Source organism: Acidithiobacillus albertensis (assembly GCF_001931655.1).
GTDB lineage: Bacteria > Pseudomonadota > Gammaproteobacteria > Acidithiobacillales > Acidithiobacillaceae > Acidithiobacillus > Acidithiobacillus thiooxidans.
The window spans coordinates 1-8,442 of sequence record NZ_MOAD01000020.1 but is presented as its reverse complement, the minus strand read 5'-3'; the positions used below and the strand labels follow the sequence as shown (position 1 = coordinate 8,442).

Here is an 8,442-nt window from a genome sequence, read left to right as displayed (position 1 = left end):
CGGCGCTTCTCGATCGACTGACCCACCACTGCGATATTCTGGAGACCGGAAACGATTCTTACCGGTTCAAAAAACGTCGCAGCCACCCCCTCTAAAACTGGTCAAAAATATACGCTGTTACCTGGTCATTTTTAAACGCTGTTTGACAATTGTATTTGATGTAGCGCACGAATTGGGACTAGCGCTCCGCGATGGTCCCCAGTGAGTCGCCGCTAATGCCTTTTTGATGATAAGACCGTTCTAAAAAGATCTTCCCGCGACCGACATATCGCGATGACCAATTCCATAATTTCGTGACATAAAAATATCCTCATAAAAAGTGTGTAATGGACAAAATACCCCCTCCCCATGGAGGGGATAAAAACAACCTCTTTTCATTGCGCACTGGAACAATGCGCAATGAAAAAAGATCTGCCACAGATCACTCTGCGGTAGATCATCGGGGATTTTGCAATCCGGAATAGGCTTTCATTTTTGGTGAACAACGTGTTGTGTCGATGCAGGTCTTTTCCTGTCGCGACCCGAAAGGCCCGGTGAAGGGGCACCATCTGCAGACAGTGCTTCAAACAGGAAAAGACGTCCCCCCACCGAGCCCATCAGGTCGGCGAATTTGAGCGCATGCTCTAGAGGCATGCGCACGCGACTAAGCTCGCGGCAAGCTGTAGGGGGGCCGTATCTTGTTCAGCGCGACGGCGGCGCGCTTATCTGTTTGGGTGGGGTGCGATCAGATCGACTCCGGAGCGCTGGCTAGACATACCCGCACCCTCATATGGGGTGCGAGCCTCCATCTACATCGATGTGATTGGCGGGTGCCCTGCCCATTTCACGCGTTTTCACGCGGCGAAATAGTGCTGTAAAGCAGTAATGGCGGGGCTTTCAGCCGTCCGTCTCTGTGCGATGCTACAGAGACGGACGGGGGTGGCTACGATAATTTTGTGGTGGAACATCCGCTCCTGGCTGCGCAGTCGCTTGGGCGATCAGCGCATCGAAAGGCCACGGGCGTTATGAGGATTAGACAAGAATCATCCATCGCTGTCGCGCTGCGCTGAGGTTTCGCGATTATCCCGTGGGGTCGCTATCAGGGCACAGATTGCAGACAACAGGAATCATGCACGCCCCTGCGTACAAAGAGGGGCTCGTGGTTTGGTCCATACACATCGGACTATTGCGTCGCTTTTGCCAGGAAGCTGTTTTCATCTTTAAAAAGATGATGGCATTGGAGTAATTAGGCTACCGCGCCGACCGCGACCGGTCAAGCAGCAGCTGCTGAATTTCAACGGTACGAAAACAACTGTTACTGCGTAACAATGCCATATCGTGACTAGTCGCAAATAAGGTGATTTTCGGGGGGCACTTGGGCGATATTTGGGCAAAGTGCCAAAATATGCCCCATTCAAAAACCACAAACCCGCATGGATACTGGCTTCAGTACCGGTCAGACCAGCGGATTATCAATCCTGGGAGCTAACAATGGATTGTTACAGTAACAAGGTGACGCGACGGTCACGTAATCCCAAAACCAGTCAGCCTTCTGGAATAAGGGGATGGTTCCTATCGCGAATGTACTGTTCGTATGTGCGGTCCAAAAATTTCTTAAGCGATTGAGGACACCTTACTCTGGGAGCCAGCACAACCATCGCATTCGCTAGGCCAATACTAATTCGCACCTTCGGCGATTCATCTAATCGATCAATAAGAACCGAAATGGAACTGTGAACTTCTAACGCAAACGCGACCAAGAACCACAACAAGTATTTTCCTCTGATTAACCTTTCAGGACCATTGCGTTGGCGGAATTCATTTTCGGCATATGATACCTCGGTGTTATGCGATGGTTGTAGTTTTACGCACTTACCAGCATGCTCCAATCTGGAGAGTGACGATTCAAAATTTGTTCTAAACTTTATTTCTCCATGTTTAAAGAAAAAGAAATCTTTCGGCTGTATGTCATTCAAGCAAGGCCGCTTTCCAGAACGTCGCCACAAGATAATTTGGGCCATGATCGGAACCATAAAATCTTGGAAATCAGACAATGCGGAAGAAAAACGTTGATAAATAACTTCCCACTCTGTGGGTTCAAGGTCATGAATATTGAATATTTCTACCAATAGACGTTTCAAAACTCCTATATTGACGGCATCGTTTTCTATCGAATAATTGTCGGTAATATAGACATTGTCTCCAGATATTGTCCCATCTTCAATTAACTCTGATAGGTCTCTATCAATAAAGAAACAAATCCTATTTGGCGAGAATCGCGACCAGTCAAAGGCATTTTTCGCGCTGATTACTTTGTCCTTGCACCCTGCGGGGATTAACTCAACTTCCCAGCCCTCTGGCAAATGTCGTTCGATTAACCCCCTGTAGAACATCGGATCTTCTTTTCCTTCAACAATCCCATAGACGATATTGGCATTGGCTTTGTAACGGATAAGAAACTCGTGGTAGGCGACAGGTACGCTATTGAGAGCATCCATATGAATTTGGAGCATAGTCATGATTCGCCCCTTATAAGCTCACAAATTCACCAAGAGAGTGTGTGTAGGGCCGCAAGTCATTGTCGTAAATGAATGGCGAATGGGTAACTGCGACGAGCCCCTTACAAAACTGGCCAGCACGAATGTCCTTAAGGAAGCGCCGTTGCCAAGGAACGGACAAAGACAACTCTGGTTCGTCGATTAGCACAAAGAAGTTCTGTTGTCCTGACAGGTAGAGGTGGCTGAACAGGGAAACAATCTGCTTTTCTCCGGAAGACAGATCGCTCAGTGTGATTGATCGATTTTCCTCTAAATCGTCTTCTGGTAGAATTGAGAAGCTGAATGTTTGACTGTCATAGACGAAGCGCTTGTCTACTATGTATTCAGAACAGAGTTCGCAAAATGCGGAAATCTGGCGCTCTTTCTCCTGAAGTGATTGTTGGAATCCGAGCAGTTTCAGAAAGTAGTGATAGATAATTTTTTCATGCTCGGTTGGGGCATTAGCCGAACGTGCTGAATTGATGACGCCAAACAGATGTTCTTTATGCTCCTTCGTAAGGATACTTTCGTGGATTCTGTCAAGCACAGATCGAACAGTGTCTTCAGAGATGTCTGCTATCTCTTCAACATGCAGGTACTCGCGATTGACGACGTCGCCGAGGTATCCGAGCGTCAACTTGTTCAAGTTCTCGCGCACGAATTCCTTTAATCGCTCCAAGGTGCGATCAACCGCCTGTTGAACGTCCTTCATACCGAACTCCACGAGTTCAATGTATGCCTCCCCAGCGTTGTTCTGACGTAGCCTATTCCGCTGGCGACGAAAATCGTCTGGGTCAACGCCCTCGAAAATGCTGTTTAACTCTCGTTCGATGCGGCGATAGGTAGGTAGGTACAGGATCTGGGCCCGAATAGCCTCTTGTATGCGACTAATCGTTTCTTGCAGTTCCTTCTTGGAACCTCGCAGCGGTTCTTCAAAAAACTCTAATTGCCGGAGGAGAACCTCTGGAGGGATGGAATAGCGACCTCCTGCACGTTCAAGCTCAATACCGACCCGTTCAATGTCACCCTTTTCCAATAACTCCATGACTCTGCGCCGCAATAGAGGTGGTATTTCTGCTAGGAAGCGACGGTCGATTCCTTTGAATGCTTTGACTAGCTCCTCGTGAGAAACTTTGTATTCGACTCCCCCAATTGTCGCCACGATGGATCCGAAGCGAAACTGAACTAGGGAGAACCAACGGCCTGACAGGAAATGGAAGAGAATGCGAAGAAAGGTTGTTTTGCCTGATCCATTTTCGCCCACAAGTACAAGTGTATTGTCTCTAATAGCAACGTCGACGGTTTTCCGTCCATGAAGGCCAATAATTCGAAACCGTTCGAGTGCGCTGTTCATTTTTCGAGCCTTGTGGTTATAGAGATGAGAGACATAAGTGGTTATGGACTAGTGTATCTGGTGCGGAAACTTTACGACAGAACTTAAAGTTCGACGACACTATAACATGGGGTGATCTTCCTGAGGATTGTGGACAGAATGCACCCTTCTGTCTCGTTGGATCGGCACCATGAGCGGCGGATGGCCTGATTCTGCTGGGTTCTCCGGGCGCCGGTTGGCTGCTGTTATGAGACATTACGGTGAGGCTGCTCATTTTTACCGAAGTACCCACTCCCCATGCGTCTTGATAGCGTCATACATGGCATCCGGCGCGAGGTCCACGTCACCGGGCCACGTTAAGGCGCCATGGTCGATATGTACCTGGCTGAACATCACGGGGTCTTTCAACGGGGCGAAAACACCCGTTAGATGACTTGGTTCAAATCGCACCTGTCCTTGTGTTCCGTCGGCAAAGCGCACTCTCAGTGCTAGCGGCTGCTCCGTCTGGACCTCGACGACATCCCATTCCATAATGGCGTGTATCTCCTATAGCAAAGGCTCTATCGGCTTTGGTTGCTGCTTCGCCTGACACAATGCCCAATCTTCCAGAAGTTCCTGCTGATGCAGTTCGGTCCAGTCGAGAACGAGCTCCTGAGCTCGACGGGGCAGGTGCCCTCTGATGACGGACAAGGACTCTATGGCAACGACCGCCTTGAACTCCGCGTACTGAACATGGAAGTGAGCGGGACTATGGTCATCGAAAAACATTTTGATGAGCATTCCGTAAAATGTGCTTATCGTGGGCAAGCAGACTCCCTCCATGTCCTAGCCACATACTACATTTTCTGGCAGGAACATCCTACCATATAGGTGCGGACATCACGCGACACGAAAGGGTACAGCAGGAGACTATGGCAAAGGTCAGTGTTACAGAGGCGGCAAAGCTGGCCGGAGTGGGTCGCCAGCAGCTCTATAGAGGGTATATATCAACCGGAAAAATAAGCGTTGAGAGAGATCACCAAGGCCGACCAATGATAGATACGGCGGAGATCATCCGAGTTTTTGGTGTTCTACAGGCGACGCCAGAAGCGACGCAAAATGTGCAAGAAGCGACTATAGATAAACGGCTCGTGGACAGTGAGTTACAGACCTATCTTGAGACAAGAGAGGAGATCATAGAGACGCTCAAGGAGCAGTTGAGTGAGGCCAAGGAGAGGGAGGTGTGACTACGTCAGCAGCTTGAGCGGGCGCAGGCAGTGCTGACCGATCAGAGAGCACCATCGCCACGTCCTTGGTGGCGATTCTGGGGATAGCCTGGTGAGTCTCGGCTTGTGCTTAGTCGATAAGACGCCCTTGGCCATCGGCCTCCGGCCTGCCCAGCACCCTATCCGGATTACCGGAAACGGTTTGGGATTTCTGAGGATGAAATACAGAATGCGGGACAGGCGTCATCTGGCGCAGGGGACCATCAGGGCACTGGCGCCTCCACTCTGCGGAAGCAGTCAAAGCCCTCGGGAGACACCACAAAGGCGAAGTTTTGCTTTGAATGCAAGGCACCCATTAGCCAGGACGAAGCCTCTTTTTGTTTTACGCGCAAGGACCGATTTGGTGGGCGAGCATACTGTCGGGCACATCAGAAACAGTTTCCGTAGTAGGGGGGTAAGCCGGAACCCCAGAAAATTCTGTCGGGAAACATCGGCGGCAGGGTTTCCGAGCACTACACCTGACCGACATGGTGTTCCGTACAGGGTTTGCTGAATTTTGAGCGGCAGTTGCAGCCAGTGGTCCGTGGCGTCGGGAAATAACTGTTTCCCGACGATCCGCTCCAGAGCAGGCTTTTCAAGTTTGACGGAAAAATCTGGGGTTCCGGCTTACACCCCCGAGTAGATGCAGTCTGGAGGATTTGCGGATGGTTCATGGAGATCAGGGCTTGAAGCGCTTATTGCAGTGGACACGCTGCCTAGCACTGATGCGGCAGGAGAGTGGCTGCGCCATAAGGGAGCTGGAGAAGGGCTGGCGGGATTGGAATCGGGTGTACCGCCGGGTACGCATCCTGGATATGAATGCCACACAAATTGTCGCAGAAAAAAGGAATGGTGCCTTGACCTACAAGGGAGAGCGTGGACACCTACCTATGGTGGGGAACCTCGCCGAAGCTGATGTCGTGATCCATGACGACTTTCGTGTCTGGAATATCGCCCCGGCAACAGCCCGTCTCGAGTTCATTCGAGTTTGCGAAGCCCTTCTCCCTCAAATACATACCCGCCGGGCGACCCTACGCGTCGATTCGGCCAGCCATCAAATCCGAGATAAAATGAGGTGGCGTACGCCATCCACAGCGCCCGTTCCATTCAATTGTGGATTTGGGATAATTGACAAGATACCGCTTGGTCGGTATCTTCTAAGTTCATGATAAGTATGTATCGACGTAACATTCGCAATCCGGGGCAGACCCGCAGCGATCTGCTGGATGCCGCTTACCACGAAATTTTGGAATCCGGCTTTCAGGCCGCAAGTCTGGAACGTATTCTTGCCAAGACTTCCGTGAGCAAGGGAGCGCTTTATCATCATTTTGGCACCAAACACGATCTCGGCCTCGCAGTCATTACAGAAGTGATCAGGCCGCAATTGGAGGAACGCTGGATTACCTTACTGGCCCAGCATGACAATCCCATTAAAGGACTGTGCAATCTCATTGCAGAAGAAATTTCCCATGCCGATGAGTCTGTCATTCGCTACGGTTGTCCGCTCAATAATCTGATTCAGGAAATGAGTCCTCTGGATGAATCGTTTCGGCAGGGGCTGCAAAAAATTTTTGAACGTTGGGTAGAAGTGGTTGCAAAGGCACTCAAAAAAGGTCAATCCGAAGGGCAGGTCCGCTCGGACATGACTCCCGAAGATATTGCACTTTATCTTGTCGCTTCCATTGAGGGTTGTGTCGGGCTGGGAAAAAATACCCAATCAGTCGACGCTTACCAACGCTGCCTACGGCAACTGCAAGTATATATTCAATCTTTGGCTGTCTAACCCTGAAACAATTTCTCTTCCCACAAAAATAGCGGAACAACAAGCCTTTTCTATAAACTGAATATTATCGTAATTTTTTACTCATACAGACTTTTACCCCGGAAAAACGGCATTGAGACTTCAGATTATTCCATATCCAAGTAAACTCTCTCTGCCCAACGCAGTATAGAATCTTGATCCAAAAGCGATTTGTTTTCAGCCGAGGAAATTGGATGAGTAACGCGCTTTCCTCTATTACCAAAGGTTTTTTTTATAAATTTGCTTGGCCAGACTAAAGAACCCTTTATTAATCGTATTTCTAATTCTCGAATAGTCCGCTCCCAGTCAAACTGCATATCCTGCTGCCTCAAGAGCAGCGTTGATAAACTGTTTTTATTATCGGAAGTATCAACCTCCATCAATGCGTACACCTGGTCATCTTTTCTGATTATATGGAAGGTAAGATAACGCGGATTACCATCCGAAAGCATGTGTTTCGAGTATCCGTCAATAGCGGGAAGTTTTCTGGTCTCCCTATGGATATGGTGGCAATTTGACTTACTAACCAGTTGCAATATCATTGTATTAAAGGCTTTAAACTTGCCTACGTAGAAATCCGTATCATCGCTCCTATCCCTGAGACCATCATAGTCTGCTGACGGTAGAATACCTTGTGTACTGGCTTCGTCAGTGCTCACCTGTAATCTCTTATTTTCTGGAAAGGCTGACTGAGTTCCTCCTTGTCCTCGGCCAGTGGCCTGACCTTTACCCTTGGCTATGCGCGTGGTCTGAATGGGATTAACAAACTCAAATGTAACGGCGGGTGTTTCAATCCGAAATTCAGTTTTTACCGTTTTGGGTTCTTGTTCGTCATCGATTTCCAATTCCGGGCCTGTTTGTAGGCCGGATAGTACAGCACGGCCCTGACCTGGTCGCCTCACGGCAAATCGGGGGTCAACAAAATCGACGCTGGCGGGGCAATGACAAGTTAAATTGGAAACACCATGAATTTCATACACAAAAAAAGATTCCAGTTCCTGACGGTAGTGACCTCGAAGTGTCAGTGCAACACCGGCGAGTGGCGGCGGTTCAAACTGAAATTTCCACAGACGATACTTGTCTGTATCGTATCCGTTCTGCAGTTGGTAACGGGCAATACTTTCAAATGATTGCCGTGCATCATCATCCAGCAATATCCAGGCTAACGCCCGCCTTAACTCGTGGTCTCCTCTGACATACAGTGGCAGAGTGCAGTTTGGCAAAATATTGATAAGCGCTCTGCTCAAGTTATCGATGCGCTGAACATCGAACTCATGCGAGAGTCCGCCGGGAATTAATGCTAAACGTGTTATATAGGCATGATGAAAAAACAATGCTCGCGCCAATTCAAGCTGGGGAAGATAATACCGTGTTCCGCCAAATTCAAAATTAAAACACGGCGGTTTCAAGTTTGAAGTGCAACACCGCTGTTTAACTGCCTGATTTGCTGTGCCATCACTTCGGCTGGAGTTCGGAATCCCAAGGATTTCCTGGGCCGATTATTGAGTTCCTCCGCTACCTGAGTCAAACGCCGTTGCGAATATTCGG

9 protein-coding genes and 1 pseudogene are annotated in these 8,442 nt (G+C 49.1%); 4 read left to right on the top strand and 6 right to left on the bottom strand.

The annotated features are described in order from the left end of the window. A partial coding sequence (locus BLW97_RS19215; protein WP_242947823.1) for an ATP-binding protein occupies positions 1 to 95 on the top strand: 95 nt, incomplete at its 5' end. Between the two features lie 1,428 nt (positions 96 to 1,523). Here the strand turns inward: BLW97_RS19215 and BLW97_RS16325 are convergent. The 4 genes from BLW97_RS16325 to BLW97_RS16310 form a co-directional block, all read right to left on the bottom strand. Next, positions 1,524 to 2,498, bottom strand: a complete 975-nt coding sequence (locus BLW97_RS16325) for a DUF4435 domain-containing protein (RefSeq protein ID WP_075323958.1) — start codon at positions 2,496 to 2,498, stop codon at positions 1,524 to 1,526. Positions 2,499 to 2,508: 10 nt separating this feature from the next. Further along, the gene (locus BLW97_RS16320; protein ID WP_075323957.1) at positions 2,509 to 3,870 is read right to left on the bottom strand and encodes an AAA family ATPase; all 1,362 of its coding nucleotides are present in this window, start codon (positions 3,868 to 3,870) and stop codon (positions 2,509 to 2,511) included. A 255-nt stretch (positions 3,871 to 4,125) separates the two neighbouring features. Further along, positions 4,126 to 4,380 (bottom strand): DUF2442 domain-containing protein, encoded by a 255-nt coding sequence (locus BLW97_RS16315; protein WP_075323956.1) that lies wholly within the window; start codon positions 4,378 to 4,380, stop codon positions 4,126 to 4,128. Between the two features lie 15 nt (positions 4,381 to 4,395). Further along, entirely contained in the window at positions 4,396 to 4,656 is a 261-nt protein-coding gene (locus BLW97_RS16310; protein WP_075323955.1) for a DUF4160 domain-containing protein, read from the bottom strand. A gap of 104 nt (positions 4,657 to 4,760) precedes the next feature. Here BLW97_RS16310 and BLW97_RS16305 point away from each other — a divergent pair, with 104 nt between their 5' ends. The 3 genes from BLW97_RS16305 to BLW97_RS16295 all read left to right on the top strand — a co-directional run bounded on the left by BLW97_RS16305 (position 4,761) and on the right by BLW97_RS16295 (position 6,876). Then, positions 4,761 to 5,075, top strand: coding sequence for a hypothetical protein (locus BLW97_RS16305; RefSeq protein ID WP_075323954.1), 315 nt, complete (start codon positions 4,761 to 4,763; stop codon positions 5,073 to 5,075). Between the two features lie 683 nt (positions 5,076 to 5,758). After that, on the top strand, positions 5,759 to 6,262 hold the full coding sequence (locus BLW97_RS16300; RefSeq protein ID WP_075323953.1) for a hypothetical protein: 504 nt from the start codon (positions 5,759 to 5,761) through the stop codon (positions 6,260 to 6,262). A 5-nt stretch (positions 6,263 to 6,267) separates the two neighbouring features. Next, the gene (locus BLW97_RS16295; RefSeq protein ID WP_207650637.1) at positions 6,268 to 6,876 is read left to right on the top strand and encodes a TetR/AcrR family transcriptional regulator; all 609 of its coding nucleotides are present in this window, start codon (positions 6,268 to 6,270) and stop codon (positions 6,874 to 6,876) included. 125 nt (positions 6,877 to 7,001) lie between these two features. On the opposite strand, the gene BLW97_RS16290 is transcribed toward BLW97_RS16295, so the two are convergent. Then, positions 7,002 to 8,303: a Tn7-like element transposition protein TnsE gene (locus BLW97_RS16290; protein ID WP_169829329.1), complete on the bottom strand. Its 1,302-nt coding sequence runs from the start codon at positions 8,301 to 8,303 to the stop codon at positions 7,002 to 7,004. Beyond that, positions 8,300 to 8,442 (bottom strand): annotated as a pseudogene (locus BLW97_RS19210) (IS30 family transposase); the annotation flags it as partial. The pseudogene BLW97_RS19210 and the gene BLW97_RS16290, both read right to left, overlap by 4 nt.

Bases quoted from the DNA above. Each gene is read 5' to 3' on its own strand.
- BLW97_RS16325 (WP_075323958.1), bottom strand. From the start codon at position 2,498: ATGACTATGCTCCAAATTCATATGGATGCTCTCAATAGCGTACCTGTC.
- BLW97_RS16320 (WP_075323957.1), bottom strand. From the start codon at position 3,870: ATGAACAGCGCACTCGAACGGTTTCGAATTATTGGCCTTCATGGACGG.
- BLW97_RS16315 (WP_075323956.1), bottom strand. From the start codon at position 4,380: ATGGAATGGGATGTCGTCGAGGTCCAGACGGAGCAGCCGCTAGCACTG.
- BLW97_RS16305 (WP_075323954.1), top strand. From the start codon at position 4,761: ATGGCAAAGGTCAGTGTTACAGAGGCGGCAAAGCTGGCCGGAGTGGGT.
- BLW97_RS16300 (WP_075323953.1), top strand. From the start codon at position 5,759: ATGGTTCATGGAGATCAGGGCTTGAAGCGCTTATTGCAGTGGACACGC.
- BLW97_RS16295 (WP_207650637.1), top strand. From the start codon at position 6,268: ATGTATCGACGTAACATTCGCAATCCGGGGCAGACCCGCAGCGATCTG.